Here is a 12,404-nt window from a genome sequence, read left to right on the forward strand (position 1 = left end):
GCGCGGGGCTCTATTTCAACGCCCGTTGAAAAAATTGGGGGCGTCCCGCATGATGATGGGCGTGAACCCCGGCTCGCACCAAAACGAACCCAAGCGCCGCGGCCGACGGTCCGGCGGCGAGGACACCAAGGCCGCGCTGCTGGCCGCCGCGCGCGAGGTGTTCGTCGAACGCGGCTACGAGGGCGCCACGGTCCGGTCCATCGCCGCGCGGGCGGGCGTCGACGCGGCCATGGTCAACCACTGGTTCGGCGGCAAGGAAGCCCTGTTCGCCAAGGCCGTGCTCCACGTCCCGGTCGACATCAACGCGCTGATCGAACGGCTGCTCGACGGGCCGGACGAGGAGATCGGCGAACGGATCGTGCGCAACTTCATCGGCGTGTGGGACCCCATCGGCGGCGGGCCGTTCGCCGCGATGGTGCGCAGCGTGACGTCGCACGGCCAGGTCGCCGACGTGCTGCGCGCGTTCTTCGTGCAGACCCTGCTCAAGCGGCTCGTGACGCACCTGGACGCGCCCGACGCCGAGCTGCGGGCGACCCTGCTGGCCAGCCAGATCTTCGGCATGGGCATGGTCCGGTACGTGGTGAGGTTCGAGCCGCTGGCCTCCGCGGACGTGGAAACGGTCGTCAAGGCCATCGCGCCCAACCTCCAGCGCTACCTGACCGGCGACATCGGCTGAGCCGTCAGTCGGCCGGGCCCAGCAGCACGGTGGCGTCGAAGCAGGTCGCGTCGCCGGTGTGGCAGGCCCCGCCGACCTGGTCCACGACGAGCAGCAGCGCGTCGCCGTCGCAGTCCAGCCGCACCTCGTGCACGTACTGGGTGTGCCCGGACGTCTCGCCCTTCACCCACAGCTGCCGGCGGCTGCGCGAGTAGTACGTGGCGCGGCGGGTGGTGAGCGTGCGGTGCAGGGCCTCGTCGTCCATCCACGCCACCATCAGCACCTCCCCCGTGCCTCTCCGCTGCGCCACGGCGCACACCAGGCCGTCGGCGGTGCGCTTGAGCCGTGAGGCGATGGACGGGTCGAGCGCGCTGGTCAACGCTGGCCTCCGAGGAAGTGGATCCGGGCGGGCTTGGTGTTGAGCATCACCACGGCGAAGACGTGCACGGCGGACAGCAGCCCGGAGAGCACGCGGAGCCACACCGGCCCCTGGTTGAGCACCGCGAGCAGGTGGATCAGCGCGACCAGGCCGAAGACGAACGCCGCGATCAGCCGGGCCGGGCGCGGGCGCGCCACCAGGCCGGCGACCGCGAGCAGCTCCAGCACCGCGACGACGACCGGGAACCTGACCCAGCTCGAGTCGTCCTCGACCTGCCACTGGACCAGGCCCATCAGCACGAACGCCAGGCCGCCCGCCGCGCCGATCAGGATCGCGAGGAACACCTCGGTGGGCGCGTTGCGCGGGTTCGGCATCAGCGCACCTCCACGCCCGCGTCGCGCAGGCCCTGCTTCACGTCGCCGATGCGCAGCGTGCCGAAGTGGAAGACGCTGGCCGCGAGCACGGCGTCCGCGCCCTCGGCCACGGCCGGCGGGAAGTGCTCCACCGCGCCCGCGCCGCCGCTGGCGATCAACGGCACGTCCACCACCGCGCGGGTGAGCCGGATCAGCTCCAGGTCGAACCCGGCCTTGGTGCCGTCGGCGTCCATCGAGTTGAGCAGGATCTCGCCCACGCCCAGCTCCTGACCCCGGGCCGCCCACTCGACCGCGTCGATGCCGGTGCCCTTGCGCCCGCCGTGCGTGGTGACCTCGAACCCCGACGGGGTGGGCTGCTCGCCCTCGGGCACGCGGCGCGCGTCCACCGACAGCACGATGCACTGGGCGCCGAAGCGGCGCGACAGCTCGCCGAGCAGCTCGGGGCGGGCGATGGCGGCCGTGTTCACGCTCACCTTGTCCGCGCCGGCGCGCAGCAGCTTGTCCACGTCGTCCGCGCTGCGCACGCCCCCGCCCACGGTCAGCGGGATGAAGACCTGCTCCGCCGTGCGCCGGACCACGTCGAAGGTGGTCTCCCGGTCGCTGGAGGACGCCGTCACGTCGAGGAACGTCAGCTCGTCCGCGCCCTCCGCGTCGTAGGCCCGCGCCAGCTCGACCGGGTCGCCGGCGTCGACGAGGTTGGTGAAGTTCACGCCCTTCACGACCCTGCCCCGGTCGACGTCCAGGCAGGGGATCACGCGCACCGCGACTGACATGGCCAAAAGCCTACGGGGACGCCCTGAGCGGCCGGCTTCCGGTGCCTGAGCGCTCGGCGCGGGCGTCGCGGTCGTGGGCGCGCGCGACCGCGACGCGGGACACGCGCGCGGTAAACGTGGGGCTCACAACACCTGAACGTGGGATTCGTGGGCGTCAGTGGGCGACGTGGCGGCGAAAGTGTGGTTCACTTGTGGAGGTCGCAAGTTTTGTGTTCGTGTCATCCACGCTCGCGAAACATTGTTTGAGCGTGTGATTCCTCAGGGTCAGCGTTTGGACCGGCCCCAGCGGGTGCGTTCGCCCCGTTGGTAGCTGTATGAGGAGTACAAAGATGGCGCAGGGCACCGTGAAGTGGTTCAACTCGGAGAAGGGCTTCGGCTTCATCTCCCCCGAGGATGGCGGCGCGGACGTGTTCGTGCACTACTCGGAGATCCAGAGCGGCGGCTACCGCAGCCTGGAGGAGAACCAGCGGGTGAGCTTCGACGTCGGCCAGGGTGCCAAGGGCCCCCAGGCGACGAACGTGACGGTCATCTGACCTGGCGTTGCTCGTGAAGAGCCCCGTTCCCCTCGTGGGAGCGGGGCTCTTCCGCGTGTCGGGCCCCGTCCGGGACGGGCGGACGCGCCGACCACGGCTAACGTTGCCGGACATGGACCTCGCAGCCGGCAAGTACCTGTTGTTGACCACCTTCCGCAAGGACGGCACCGCCGTGCCGACCCCCGTGTGGGTCGCGGGCGGGGACGGCACGCTGTACGCGTGGTCCGCCGCCGACGCGGGCAAGGTCAAGCGCATCCGCCGCAGCGGCGACGTGCGCATCGGACCGTGCGACGTCCGGGGCAAACCCACGGGCGAGCAGATCCCGGCCACCGCGCGGCTGCTCGACGGCCCCGGCAGCGACCGGGTCCGGTCCCTCATCGCGAAGAAGTACGGCGTGGTGGGCAAGCTGTCGCTGCTCGGCAGCCGGCTGCGGCGGGGCCGCGACGGCACGATCGGCATCGAGATCACACCCGCCTAGCGTCAACCCGAGGTTGACCCGTCGCACTGCGTCAACCTACAGTTGACGGGTGGTAGCGCCCCCGGTCCAGCTCACCGACCTCATCGTCACCGTCGCGTCGGAGCACACCGACGTGCTGGGCAGGCTGTCCGCCGCCGTGCGGCTCAGCGGCCAGCTCGACGAGCTGGGCGACCACCTCATCGGGCACTTCGTGGACGAGGCGCGCCGCGCGGGCGCGAGCTGGGCCGAGATCGGCGTGAGCCTCGGCGTCACCAAGCAGGCCGCGCAGAAGCGGTTCGTGCCCAAGGAGTCGCCCGACCTGAAGCCGAGCTTCGACCGCTACACCGACCGGGCCCGGCGGGTCGTCGTGCTGGCCCGCCACCACGCCCGGTTCAGCGAGCACATCGGCACCGAGCACGTCCTGCTCGGCCTGCTCGACGAGTCCGGCGGCCTCGCCGCCAAGACGATCGCCGAGCTGGAGGCGTCGGAGGGCACCACGCGGATGGCCGTGCTCGGCGAGCTGGACGGCGCGGTCCGGCAGCGGCCCGACCCGCAGCCGTTCACCACGCACTGCAAGAAGGCGCTGGAACTGGCCGTGCGGGCGTCGCTGCGCCAGGGCCACGCGTTCGTCGGCACCGAGCACCTGCTGCTCGGCCTGCTCGCCGAAGGGGAAGGCGCCGCGGCCAAGGCCCTCGAACGCACGGGCGTCACCGAGGCAGCCGCGGAGGCCTACATCGTCCGCGAGATCAAGGCCGCGATCGATCGCGGACCGCGGCCAGCGCCTCGGGGAGCGTGAACGCGCCCGCGTAGAGCGCCTTGCCCACGATCGCGCCCTCGACACCGTCGCGGGACAACGCGGCCAGCGCGACCAGGTCGTCCACACTGGACACGCCGCCGGAGGCGATCACCGGCGCGTCGGTGCGCGCGCACACCTCGCGCAGCAGGTCCACGTTCGGGCCCTGGAGCGTGCCGTCCTTGCCGACGTCGGTGACCACGTAGCGGGCGCAGCCGTCGCGGTCCAGCCGCTCCAGCACCTCCCACAGGTCGCCGCCGTCCTTCGTCCAGCCGCGCGCGGCCACCCGGTGGCCCTGCTCGGTGATCCGCACGTCGAGGCCGACCGCGACCTTGTCGCCGTGCTCGGCGACGACCTTCGCGCACCACACCGGGTCCTCCAGGGCGGCGGTGCCCAGGTTCACCCGCGCGCAGCCGGTCGCCAGCGCGGCGGCCAGCGACGCGTCGTCGCGGATGCCGCCGGACAGCTCGACCCGGACGTCCAGCTCGCCGACCACGCGGGCCAGCAGCTCGCGGTTGCTGCCGCGGCCGAACGCGGCGTCGAGGTCGACCAGGTGCACCCACTCGGCGCCGTCGCGCTGCCAGGCGAGCGCGGCGTCCAGCGGGTCGCCGTAGTTGGTCTCGGTGCCGGCCTCGCCCTGCACGAGCCGAACGGCCAGGCCATCGGCCACGTCAACAGCCGGGAGCAGCGTGAAAGTCACGCGTTCAGCCTAGTTGACGCTCTTGAGCCAGTTCTCCAGCAGGTGCGCGCCCGCGTCGCCGGACTTCTCCGGGTGGAACTGGGTGGCCCACAGCGGCCCGTTCTCCACCGCCGCGACGAACTCGTCGCCGCCGTGCTCGGCCCACGTCACCAGCGGCGCGCGGAGCACGTCGGACTCCGGCAGCTCCCACTCGCGCACGCCGTAGGAGTGCACGAAGTAGTACCGGGTGTCGGGGTCGAGGCCGGCGAACAGCGCGGTGGACCCGGGGGCGCGGACGGTGTTCCAGCCCATGTGGGGCACGACGGGCGCGGCCAGCCGCTCCACGGTGCCGGGCCACTCGCCGCAGCCCTCGGTGAGCACGCCGTGCTCGATGCCGCGTTCGAACAGGATCTGCATGCCGACGCAGATGCCGAGCACGGGGCGCCCGCCCGCGAGCCGTTGGCCGATGAGCCGGCCGCCCCTGATCGCGTCCAGCCCGGCCATGCAGGCGGCGAAGGCGCCGACACCGGGCACCACCAGGCCGTCCGCGTCGAGCGCGGCCCGGTGGTCGGCGGTCACCTCGACGTCGGCGCCGACGCGCTGCAGGGCGCGCTCGGCGGAGCGGATGTTGCCGAATCCGTAGTCCAGCACAACGACCTTGGGCACCCGTCCAGCCTAGTCGCCGCCCCGCGACCAGCGGCGTGCGGTCGGGCACAGCCCCCGGTCAGGCCAACCCGCCCTGCGTCACCGGGACCACCGGCAGGACGGTGTTGATCGGCAGGCCCGCCCGGTCCGGCAGGGCGGTCACCCACGTGTCGGCGCGGCCCTCGTCCACCAGGGACCGCACCTCGGCGACGTCGGCGGGCAGGTCGACGGGCCGCGGCCGGGCGTCGAGCCGCCACCAGCGCACCAGGCCGACCAGCCGGCGCGCCGAGCCCGTCGACCCCGCCCGTTCACCGTCGGTCCACACCTCGGCGGTGGGGGACCAGCGCAGCAGCAGCGCCGCCACGCCGGTCCCCCGGACCTGCTCGGTCAGCCGCAGCGCCGCCGGGAACCCGATCTGCCTGCGCGGCAGCAGCACCGTCCCGGAGGCCACCGGGACGAGCGCCGCGGGCCCCGCGGCGGCGCGGTGCAGGTTCAGCTGCAGCTCCGCGGTCGGCGCGGGTGTCCAGATCAGGGTTCTCGGCACGCTCACAGGCAGAGATCATGCCGCAGCGGCCGGATGGCCGAACATCCGACGCACGGCCGCGGCGACGCCGAGCACGTCGAGGTCGTGCGCCGAATCGTGGTCCTCGGCCGTGCCGTAGGCCCGCAGCTCGGCGTCGCGCCGCACGCCGAGCGACCGCAGCCGGTGCGGCACGTCCGCCAGCGCCTCGGCCGCCAGGTGCGCCGACGTGCCCTCCAGGTACGGCTCGACCAGCAGCACGTCGGCCCGCCCGGCGCGGTCCACCGCCGCTTGGAGCCCGGCCGCGTCGAACGGCCGCACGGTGGTCGCGTAGAGCACGGTCACGTCCGCGTCCCGGGTGGCCGTTAGCACGGTGTCGAGCATCGGCCCCACCGCCACCACCACGCCCCGGCCGCCGTGCCGCACCTCGGTGAACCCCTCGACCACCGGGTGCGGCGCGGTGTTCTCGCGCAGGGAAAGCCGGAGGTAGACCCGGTCGTCGCGCTTTAGCGCGTCCCGCACGATCGGCCCCACCTCCGCCGGGTGGCCCGGCACGCGCACCGTCCAGCCGGGCAGCGTGTCGAACAGCGCCACGTCGCCGGGCGCCTGGTGCGTGCGGCCCCAGACCGGGTCGTCGTAGGAGCCGCCGATGCTGACCAACACCCCGCCCAGGTCCTGGTGGCCGAAGTCGAGCTTGATCTGCTCGAACGGCCGCTCGACCAGGAACGGGGCGTAGGTGTGCACCACGGGCCGCAGCCCGCTCAACGCCAGCCCCGCGCCGACGCCGACCATGGCCTGCTCGCGGATGCCGACGTTGATCACCCGCTCGTGCGGCGCGAACACGTCCCGGGAGATCTCCGCCAGCACGACCGCGACCCTCGGGTCGTGTCGCATCACGTCCTCGACGGTGTCCACGAACACCTGTCGCATCGAGGTCATCCCCGCTCCCCCTCGCCGATCTCCGCCACCACGACCGAGGGCCGGCCGGGGTGGTCCCGCGTGAACGCCTCGTGCAGCGCGCCGTGATCCCGACCGTCCACTGTGGACGTCTGCCAGCCCTCGACCTCGAACCGCTTCGCCACTCCGCCCGGCCAGCCGTGCGTGCCGGAGGCGTTGTCCACCACCACGGCGACGAGCCGGTCCAGGCCGAGCCGACCGGCCAGCGCGATCGCCTCGTGGTTGCTGCCCTCGTCCAGCTCCGCGTCCCCGAGCAGCACGAACGTCCGCGCGGCCCGTCCCTGCAAGCGCAGGCCGAGCGCGGTGCCCACGGCGATCGGCAGCCCGTGCCCGAGCGAGCCGCTGCTGATCTCGACGCCGTTGACCAGCACGCGGTCCGGGTGCTGGCCCAGCGGCGAGTCCCACGCCGTCCACCTGTCCAGAGTGGACGGTTCGAGGTAGCCCTTCGCGGCCAGCACGGCGTAGTACGCCATCGGGCCGTGCCCCTTGGACAGCAGGAACCGGTCGCGGTCCGGGTCGTCCACCCGGTCCGGCGAGACGTCCAGCACCCGGTCGTAGAGCACCCACAGCACGTCCAGCGTGGACGCCGCCGCCCACTCGTGCTTCTCGTCCCCTGTCATCCGCCGGAACAGCGCGGGGATGTCCGCGAAGCCCGACTTGCCCTTGACTCCCATGACATCACGAAACAACTTCGACTTAGGTCGAGGTCAAGACCTAGGATGGGCACGTGAGCAAGTTGCCGGAGATGTTGACCATCGGCCAGGTGGCCGAGCGCAGCGGCGTGCCGCACACCGCGTTGAGGTTCTACGAGGAGAGAGGGCTGATCGCCTCCGAGCGCACGGCCGGCAACCAGCGCCGCTACCCCCGGCACGTGCTGCGGCGGTTGGCGTTCATCCGCACCGCGCAGCGGGTCGGGCTGTCGCTGGAGGACGTGCACGACGCGCTGGCGACGCTGCCGGAGAACCGCACACCCACCAAGACCGACTGGAGCAGGCTGTCAGCGAGCTGGCAGGTGGAGCTGGACGCGCGGATCGACGCGCTGCGGCGGCTGCGCGACCGGCTGACGTCGTGCATCGGGTGCGGGTGCCTGTCGCTGCGCAGCTGCACGCTGCACAACCTGGACGACGAGCAGGCCGCCGACGGGCCCGGCGCCCCCAAGCTCAAGCCGGCCCTCGAAGGCGGCACGTGAAATGTGGTTGTGCCGCGTGCTGCACTGGTAGTCGTGCAAGAGCAGAAGCAGATGGTCCGCTTGTCGAAGCGGATGGCGAAGACCCTGCGCCACGACCCGCAACGGCTCGGGTTGACCCTGGACCCGGCGGGCTGGGTGGACCTGGAGGAGTTCGTGCGCGCGCTGGGCGTGACCCGGGCGCAGGTGCTGGAAGTGGTGGCGACCAACGACAAGCAGCGGTTCGCGATCGAGGACGGGCGCATCCGGGCCAACCAGGGCCACACCGTGGAGGTGTCGCTGGACCTGCCGGTGGCCGAACCGCCCGCCGAGCTGTACCACGGGACGGTCGGCCCGTCCCTGCCCCACATCTTCCGGGACGGGCTGCGGCCGATGGCGCGGCACGACGTGCACCTGTCCGCGACCGTCGACACGGCCGTGCGGGTCGGGTCGCGGCGCGGCAAGCCGGTGGTGCTGGTGGTCGACGCCGCCGCCATGGCCGCCGACGGCCACGAGTTCCGGGTGAGCGCCAACGGCGTGTGGCTGGTGCCCGCCGTGCCGCCTAACTACCTGCGAGAACACGTCTCGTGAGCCAGTCGAGGCCCGCGACCACCTCGTCCGGGCCGAGACCGCGCACCTGTCTCTGGTACTGGTAGACCTCCGGGGCCAGCGGCGCCATCAGGGCGTCCACCACGGCCGCCGGCGCGCCGTCCACGAGCGAGGCGACGTGCCGCCGCCAGAAGCCGTAAGCGCCCGCCCGGAACCGCGCCCGGCCCGTCTCCGCGCCGAGCACCAGGTGCAGGTGCCGTTCCAGCAGGCCGACCATGGTCCGGTAGAACGCGGCCAGCCGCTCGTCCGGCGACGCGCCCGGACCCAGCGGCGGGGGGCCGGTGAGGATGCGGTCCTTGATCTCGGACTCGTGCTCGTCCAGCAGCGCCTGCGCGATCGACGTCGTGTCCGGGTAGCGCCGGTAGAGCGTCGCCCGGCCCACGCCCGCGGCGCGCGCGATGTCCTCCATCGTCACGCCCACCGCCCCACCGGCGGCGGCGAACACCTCTTCCGCCGCGGCGAGCACGCGGGCCCTGTTGCGGGCCGCGTCGGCCCGCTCCCGAGGACGACCGACGGTGATGGCGGCCTCAGCCGGTGACGACATGTGACCAACCATACGCAGACAGCCAAACCGACCGCGGCCGCCGCCCCGAACGTTCAACACGGGTGCGCCGAACGTAGGACACGCCCGTCCCGAACGTAGGACACGCGCGGCGTGAACGTAGGACTCTCGCGAGAGTCCTACGTTCGGAGGGCTACAGGAGCCAGGTGACGGCGGCGCCCACGGCGACCAGGGCGAGGACCAGCAGGACGACCGCCAGGCCCCGCGCCGTCCGCCACGTGCTGTAGACGCCGCCGCCGAGGAAGCCGGCCAGCGCGATCAGGCCGATGACCACGTACTCCTTCGGCATCTAGAGGACGCCCTTGGTCGACGGCACGCCACCCACCCGCGGGTCCGGCTCCACGGCCGTCCGCAGCGCCCGCGCGATGGCCTTGAACTGCGCCTCGGCGATGTGGTGCGGGTCGCGCCCGTACTCCACCCGCACGTGCAGCGCGATGCCCGCGTGGAACGCCAGCGAGTCGAACACGTGCCGGTTCAGCACGAACGGGTAGTTGCCGCCGATCGTGAAGGTGGTGAACTGCTCCGGCTCGCCGACGTGCACGCAGTACGGCCGCCCGGACACGTCCACCGCCGCGTGCGCCAGCGTCTCGTCCATCGGGATCCACGCGTCGCCGAACCGGCGGATGCCCGCCTTGTCCCCCAACGCCTCCCGCAACGCCTGCCCGAGCACGATCGCCACGTCCTCCACGGTGTGGTGCGCGTCGATCTCCACGTCGCCCGTCGCCCGGACGACCAGGTCCAACGACCCGTGCACGCCCAGCGCGGTCAGCATGTGGTCGTAGAACGGCACGCCCGTGGCGATCTCGACCTGCCCGGTGCCGTCGAGGTCGACCTCGACGTGCACCGACGATTCCCTGGTGGTCCGCTCCACCTTGCCGACCCGGCTCACCGGCCAACCTCCTTGCTCGCCGCGAGGAACGCGTCGTTCTCCTCCGGAGTGCCGACCGTCACCCTCAGATGTCCGGCGATGCCGACGTCCCTGATCAGCACACCGCGTTCCAAATACGCGCGCCACGCGGTGCGCGTGTCCTCGAACCAGCCGAACAGCACGAAGTTCGCGTCGCTCGGCACCACCGAGAAGCCCAGGCCCGCGAGCGAGCCCATCACCCGGTCGCGTTCGGCCGCCAGCTTCGCCACCGACCCGAGCGTCTCCGCCGCGTGCCGCAGCGAGGCGCGCGCCGCCGCCTGCGTCAACGCCGACAGGTGGTAGGGCAGCCGCACCAGCTGCAACGCGTCCACCACGGCGGGCGCGGCGGCGAGGTAACCCAGCCGGCCGCCGGCGAAGGCGAACGCCTTGCTCATGGTCCGGCTGACGATCAGCTTCGCCGGGTAGTCCTCCAGCAGCACGACCGCGCTCTCCCGCGAGGAGAACTCGGCGTACGCCTCGTCCACCACGACCATCCCGGGCGCGGCCTCGATCAGCACCCGCAGGTCCGCCACCGGCAGGCTCTGCCCGGTCGGGTTGTTCGGGCTGGTCACGAACACCACGTCCGGCGCCCGCCCGGCGATGGTCTCGGCCGCCCGCGCGACGTCCAGCGAGAAGTCGGCGCGGCGGGGCGTCGGCGCCCACTCCGTGCGGGTGCCGGCGGCGATGATCGGGTGCATCGAGTACGACGGCTCGAAGCCCAGCGCCGAGCGCCCCGGCCCGCCGAACGCCTGCAGGATCTGCTGGAGCACCTCGTTCGACCCGTTCGCCGCCCACAGGTTCGCCGACGTCAGCGGCACGCCCGTGGACGAGGCCAGGTAGGCCGCCAGGTCCTCGCGCAACGCCACCGCGTCCCGGTCGGGGTAGCGGTGCAGCTCGCCGGCGATGGCCGCCACCTCCCGCACCACGTCCTGCACCAGGGCGGGCGTGGGCGGGTACGGGTTCTCGTTCGTGTTCAGCCGGACGGGCACGTCGAGCTGCGGCGCGCCGTACGGCGTCCGGCCGCGCAGGTCCTCGCGCAGCGGCAGGTCGACCAGCTCGACCTTGGCTCCGACGGGCTTCACGCCGGGAACCTCGCCGTCACGGCCTGGCCGTGCGCGGGCAGGTCCTCGGCGTTCGCCAGCGCCACCACGTGCGGCGCGACCTCGCGCAGCGCGTCCTCGCTGTAGTCGATGACGTGGATGCCGCGCAGGAACGTCTGCACCGACAGCCCCGAGGAGTGCCGCGCGCAGCCGGCGGTGGGCAGCACGTGGTTGGAGCCCGCGCAGTAGTCGCCCAGCGACACCGGCGAGTGGGCCCCCACGAAGACCGCGCCGGCCGCGCGCACGCGGGCGGCGACCTCGCGGGCGTCGGCCGTCTGGACCTCCAGGTGCTCGGCGGCGTAGGTGTCCACCACCCGCAGCCCCTCGTCCAGGCTCGACACCAGCACGGTGCCGGACTGCCTGCCGGTCAGGGCCGTCCGCACGCGCTCGTGGTGCTTGGTCTCGCCGACCTGGCGGGCCAGCTCCGCGTCCACCGCGTCCGCCAGCTCCACCGACGTGGTCACCAGCACGCTCGCGGCCAGCGTGTCGTGCTCGGCCTGGCTGATCAGGTCGGCGGCCACGTGCACCGGGTCGGCCGTGCCGTCGGCCAGGACCGCGATCTCGGTCGGCCCGGCCTCGGAGTCGATGCCGACCAGACCGCGCAGCAGCCGCTTCGCGGCGGTCAGGTAGATGTTGCCGGGACCGGTCACCAGGTCCACCGGCTCCAGGAGCCGCCCGTCGGTGTCCGTGCCGCCGTGGGCGAGCAGCGCGACGGCGAGCGCGCCGCCCACGGCCCACACCTCGGTGACGCCGAGCAGCGCGGCGGCGGCCAGGATCGCCGGGTGCGGCAGGCCGCCGAACTCGGCCTGCGGCGGCGAGCACACCACCAGCGACTCGACGCCCGCGATCTGCGCCGGCACCACGTTCATGACCACGCTGGACGGGTAGACGGCCAGGCCGCCGGGCGCGTACAGGCCGACGCGGGCCACCGGCACCCAGCGCTCGGTGACCGTGCCGCCGGGCACGACCTGGGTGGTCGTGTCGACGCGGCGCTGGTCGGCGTGCACCTTGCGGGCGCGAGCGATGGACTCCTCCAACGCCGCCCGCACGGCCGGGTCCAGCTCGGTCAGCGCGCGTTCCAGCTCGGCGGCGGGCACGCGGATCGACGCCGGGCGCACCCCGTCGAACTTCGCGCCGTGCTCCAGCACGGCCTCGACGCCCCGATCGCGCACGTCCTCCACGAGCGGCCGGACCTGATGCAGCACCGCGTCCACGTCGACCTCGGCGCGCGGCAGCGCGGCGCGCAGTTCGGCGGGTGACGGGACACGACCACGCAGGTCGATGCGGCTGAGCATG

19 protein-coding genes are annotated in these 12,404 nt (G+C 73.0%); 6 read left to right on the top strand and 13 right to left on the bottom strand.

All coding sequences use genetic code 11. The annotated features are described in order from the left end of the window. Window positions 1–55: 55 nt before the first annotated feature. Window positions 56–676 carry a TetR/AcrR family transcriptional regulator gene (locus IOD16_RS28380; RefSeq protein ID WP_201441611.1) on the top strand — a complete coding sequence of 207 codons (621 nt, stop codon included), beginning with the start codon at window positions 56–58 and terminating at the stop codon, window positions 674–676. A 4-nt stretch (window positions 677–680) separates the two neighbouring features. On the opposite strand, the gene hisI is transcribed toward IOD16_RS28380, so the two are convergent. Genes hisI through hisF form a run of 3 tightly spaced genes read right to left on the bottom strand, consistent with a single transcriptional unit; the run spans window position 681 to window position 2,181 of the window. Beyond that, entirely contained in the window at window positions 681–1,034 is a 354-nt protein-coding gene (gene hisI, locus IOD16_RS28385) for a phosphoribosyl-AMP cyclohydrolase (RefSeq protein ID WP_123746162.1), read from the bottom strand. Then, window positions 1,031–1,408: a hypothetical protein gene (locus IOD16_RS28390; RefSeq protein WP_201436808.1), complete on the bottom strand. Its 378-nt coding sequence runs from the start codon at window positions 1,406–1,408 to the stop codon at window positions 1,031–1,033. The genes hisI and IOD16_RS28390 overlap by 4 nt, the downstream gene beginning before the upstream one ends. Next, a complete protein-coding gene (gene hisF / locus IOD16_RS28395; protein WP_123746160.1) occupies window positions 1,408–2,181 on the bottom strand; it encodes an imidazole glycerol phosphate synthase subunit HisF in 774 nt (257 codons plus the stop codon). Before hisF ends, IOD16_RS28390 begins: the two co-directional genes overlap by 1 nt. Before the next feature lie 329 nt (window positions 2,182–2,510). On the opposite strand from hisF, the gene IOD16_RS28400 reads away from it, so the two are divergent. The 3 genes from IOD16_RS28400 to IOD16_RS28410 all read left to right on the top strand — a co-directional run bounded on the left by IOD16_RS28400 (window position 2,511) and on the right by IOD16_RS28410 (window position 3,967). Next, window positions 2,511–2,714, top strand: a complete 204-nt coding sequence (locus IOD16_RS28400; RefSeq protein WP_033437808.1) for a cold-shock protein — start codon at window positions 2,511–2,513, stop codon at window positions 2,712–2,714. A 112-nt stretch (window positions 2,715–2,826) separates the two neighbouring features. Next, a complete protein-coding gene (locus IOD16_RS28405) occupies window positions 2,827–3,192 on the top strand; it encodes a PPOX class F420-dependent oxidoreductase (protein WP_201436809.1) in 366 nt (121 codons plus the stop codon). A 49-nt stretch (window positions 3,193–3,241) separates the two neighbouring features. After that, window positions 3,242–3,967, top strand: a complete 726-nt coding sequence (locus IOD16_RS28410) for a Clp protease N-terminal domain-containing protein (protein WP_201436810.1) — start codon at window positions 3,242–3,244, stop codon at window positions 3,965–3,967. On the opposite strand, the gene priA is transcribed toward IOD16_RS28410, so the two are convergent. The 5 genes from priA to IOD16_RS28435 are packed head-to-tail and all read right to left on the bottom strand — an operon-like array spanning window position 3,918 to window position 7,439. Then, on the bottom strand, window positions 3,918–4,664 hold the full coding sequence (gene priA / locus IOD16_RS28415) for a bifunctional 1-(5-phosphoribosyl)-5-((5-phosphoribosylamino)methylideneamino)imidazole-4-carboxamide isomerase/phosphoribosylanthranilate isomerase PriA (protein ID WP_201436811.1): 747 nt from the start codon (window positions 4,662–4,664) through the stop codon (window positions 3,918–3,920). The genes IOD16_RS28410 and priA overlap by 50 nt on opposite strands. A gap of 9 nt (window positions 4,665–4,673) precedes the next feature. Further along, window positions 4,674–5,309, bottom strand: a complete 636-nt coding sequence (hisH, locus tag IOD16_RS28420; protein ID WP_201436812.1) for an imidazole glycerol phosphate synthase subunit HisH — start codon at window positions 5,307–5,309, stop codon at window positions 4,674–4,676. Window positions 5,310–5,367: 58 nt separating this feature from the next. Continuing rightward, window positions 5,368–5,838 (bottom strand): hypothetical protein, encoded by a 471-nt coding sequence (locus IOD16_RS28425; protein ID WP_123746155.1) that lies wholly within the window; start codon window positions 5,836–5,838, stop codon window positions 5,368–5,370. Window positions 5,839–5,847: 9 nt separating this feature from the next. Next, the gene (locus IOD16_RS28430; protein ID WP_201436813.1) at window positions 5,848–6,747 is read right to left on the bottom strand and encodes a transketolase family protein; all 900 of its coding nucleotides are present in this window, start codon (window positions 6,745–6,747) and stop codon (window positions 5,848–5,850) included. After that, on the bottom strand, window positions 6,744–7,439 hold the full coding sequence (locus IOD16_RS28435) for a transketolase (protein ID WP_201436814.1): 696 nt from the start codon (window positions 7,437–7,439) through the stop codon (window positions 6,744–6,746). Before IOD16_RS28435 ends, IOD16_RS28430 begins: the two co-directional genes overlap by 4 nt. A gap of 71 nt (window positions 7,440–7,510) precedes the next feature. Here IOD16_RS28435 and soxR point away from each other — a divergent pair, with 71 nt between their 5' ends. Together soxR and IOD16_RS28445 are read left to right on the top strand one after the other, a co-directional pair. Beyond that, window positions 7,511–7,954, top strand: a complete 444-nt coding sequence (gene soxR, locus IOD16_RS28440) for a redox-sensitive transcriptional activator SoxR (RefSeq protein WP_442978134.1) — start codon at window positions 7,511–7,513, stop codon at window positions 7,952–7,954. Between the two features lie 51 nt (window positions 7,955–8,005). Continuing rightward, the gene (locus IOD16_RS28445; RefSeq protein ID WP_123748416.1) at window positions 8,006–8,521 is read left to right on the top strand and encodes an RNA 2'-phosphotransferase; all 516 of its coding nucleotides are present in this window, start codon (window positions 8,006–8,008) and stop codon (window positions 8,519–8,521) included. On the opposite strand, the gene IOD16_RS28450 is transcribed toward IOD16_RS28445, so the two are convergent. The 5 genes from IOD16_RS28450 to hisD all read right to left on the bottom strand — a co-directional run bounded on the left by IOD16_RS28450 (window position 8,493) and on the right by hisD (window position 12,403). After that, window positions 8,493–9,083, bottom strand: a complete 591-nt coding sequence (locus IOD16_RS28450; protein ID WP_123746152.1) for a TetR/AcrR family transcriptional regulator — start codon at window positions 9,081–9,083, stop codon at window positions 8,493–8,495. The two genes, IOD16_RS28445 and IOD16_RS28450, sit on opposite strands and share 29 nt — an antisense overlap. 151 nt (window positions 9,084–9,234) lie before the next feature. Continuing rightward, a complete protein-coding gene (locus IOD16_RS28455; RefSeq protein WP_170185257.1) occupies window positions 9,235–9,390 on the bottom strand; it encodes a hypothetical protein in 156 nt (51 codons plus the stop codon). After that, on the bottom strand, window positions 9,391–9,990 hold the full coding sequence (hisB, locus tag IOD16_RS28460; protein ID WP_123746151.1) for an imidazoleglycerol-phosphate dehydratase HisB: 600 nt from the start codon (window positions 9,988–9,990) through the stop codon (window positions 9,391–9,393). It abuts the gene before it with no gap. Continuing rightward, window positions 9,987–11,090 carry a histidinol-phosphate transaminase gene (locus tag IOD16_RS28465; RefSeq protein ID WP_201436816.1) on the bottom strand — a complete coding sequence of 368 codons (1,104 nt, stop codon included), beginning with the start codon at window positions 11,088–11,090 and terminating at the stop codon, window positions 9,987–9,989. Before IOD16_RS28465 ends, hisB begins: the two co-directional genes overlap by 4 nt. Then, on the bottom strand, window positions 11,087–12,403 hold the full coding sequence (gene hisD, locus IOD16_RS28470) for a histidinol dehydrogenase (RefSeq protein ID WP_201436817.1): 1,317 nt from the start codon (window positions 12,401–12,403) through the stop codon (window positions 11,087–11,089). Before hisD ends, IOD16_RS28465 begins: the two co-directional genes overlap by 4 nt. Window position 12,404 lies beyond the last annotated feature (1 nt).

The organism is Saccharothrix sp. 6-C (assembly GCF_016695385.1).
Lineage (GTDB): Bacteria > Actinomycetota > Actinomycetes > Mycobacteriales > Pseudonocardiaceae > Actinosynnema > Actinosynnema texasense.

Excerpts from the sequence above, each read along its gene's own strand:
- IOD16_RS28380 (WP_201441611.1), top strand. The coding sequence starts at position 56 with ATGGGCGTGAACCCCGGCTCGCACCAAAACGAACCCAAGCGCCGCGGC.
- IOD16_RS28390 (WP_201436808.1), bottom strand. The coding sequence starts at position 1,408 with ATGCCGAACCCGCGCAACGCGCCCACCGAGGTGTTCCTCGCGATCCTG.
- hisF (WP_123746160.1), bottom strand. The coding sequence starts at position 2,181 with ATGTCAGTCGCGGTGCGCGTGATCCCCTGCCTGGACGTCGACCGGGGC.
- IOD16_RS28400 (WP_033437808.1), top strand. The coding sequence starts at position 2,511 with ATGGCGCAGGGCACCGTGAAGTGGTTCAACTCGGAGAAGGGCTTCGGC.
- IOD16_RS28405 (WP_201436809.1), top strand. The coding sequence starts at position 2,827 with ATGGACCTCGCAGCCGGCAAGTACCTGTTGTTGACCACCTTCCGCAAG.
- IOD16_RS28430 (WP_201436813.1), bottom strand. The coding sequence starts at position 6,747 with ATGACCTCGATGCGACAGGTGTTCGTGGACACCGTCGAGGACGTGATG.
- IOD16_RS28435 (WP_201436814.1), bottom strand. The coding sequence starts at position 7,439 with ATGGGAGTCAAGGGCAAGTCGGGCTTCGCGGACATCCCCGCGCTGTTC.
- soxR (WP_442978134.1), top strand. The coding sequence starts at position 7,511 with ATGTTGACCATCGGCCAGGTGGCCGAGCGCAGCGGCGTGCCGCACACC.
- IOD16_RS28445 (WP_123748416.1), top strand. The coding sequence starts at position 8,006 with ATGGTCCGCTTGTCGAAGCGGATGGCGAAGACCCTGCGCCACGACCCG.
- IOD16_RS28450 (WP_123746152.1), bottom strand. The coding sequence starts at position 9,083 with ATGTCGTCACCGGCTGAGGCCGCCATCACCGTCGGTCGTCCTCGGGAG.
- IOD16_RS28455 (WP_170185257.1), bottom strand. The coding sequence starts at position 9,390 with ATGCCGAAGGAGTACGTGGTCATCGGCCTGATCGCGCTGGCCGGCTTC.
- hisD (WP_201436817.1), bottom strand. The coding sequence starts at position 12,403 with ATGCTCAGCCGCATCGACCTGCGTGGTCGTGTCCCGTCACCCGCCGAA.